This is a genomic window from Dyella japonica DSM 16301, assembly GCF_001010355.1.
Classification (GTDB): Bacteria; Pseudomonadota; Gammaproteobacteria; order Xanthomonadales; family Rhodanobacteraceae; genus Dyella; species Dyella japonica.
In genome coordinates this window covers 1-902 of sequence record NZ_JPLA01000135.1, presented here as the reverse complement: position 1 = coordinate 902, position 902 = coordinate 1, and the positions used below count along the sequence as shown (strand labels likewise).

The window sequence follows — 902 nt, the reverse complement described above, 5'->3', positions numbered from 1 at the left end:
ATAAGAGACAGATTTATATAAATACACACATATACACATTTTTACCTTATTTTTCATGCACTTACCTCCTTTCATTTCGTATATTACGCGAAAATATACGAATTTATGAACTTTATAAATTTGGCTCGTCAGTAGACAGGGCAGAGCCTGGCGCCTGCGCATAATGCGTGCCCGTGCGTCTAACACAAAAGAAAAGTGGATTGCAAGCGATTTTTGTTGAAGTGACTCTCGGAGCGAATCGGATTTTTGAGTTTGAAATTTTGTAGCCCGAAAACGATTCTATTTTATGGTATAAATGCCGGATTTTTCGGTGAAAGCCGGCATTTCGGTGAGGTTGGGTGGCTGAGATCGGTGTAGCGAGTCGCCTATAAAGCGAAAATAGCCGCGAAAACGGGGCACGTAGCGCGATAAAGCGGTTGGATCGGTGTAAGGGTGGCAGTGAGGGGTGAAAATGCCCCAAAATCGCGTACAGGGACGCAGGGAGTGCATCGCTGTAAGCGCGTATAAGGCGACTATATTTGTGTCAATGGTAATATACGGAGGAAGGGTTTACGCTCTTAGAGCGCGAATGGTGGAGTTATGGGTGAGTAACATGTGGTCAGCGGGGTAGCGCGGGAGGTGGTGCGGGTACAAAAACGAAAACGCCCCGTTGGACTTCAACAGGGCGCGGATTGTATAATGCAGTTAGAAGTTATTTACAAGTTAATAGTACCGCCCAGGTATTATCTGGAAGCGTACCAACTCCAAGTATTTTAAGTTGAAGCGACCTGTTCTGCATGTTGTAGTTGTCGAGTAGTTCCTGCGCAGCGGCAGCCGCGTTCGCTTCACCGCTCAGGTTGTAGTCGTTTGCAGTTATTGCACACATACCGAGGCCGACTGCTTTGAAGCGCATACCTTTGGAT

1 protein-coding gene is annotated in these 902 nt (G+C 46.7%); it reads right to left on the bottom strand.

Annotation, left to right across the window (positions count from 1 at the left end):
• Window positions 1–691 precede the first annotated feature (691 nt).
• On the bottom strand, window positions 692–902 hold a 211-nt coding region (locus Y882_RS20615), incomplete at its 5' end, for a hypothetical protein (RefSeq protein WP_211259232.1).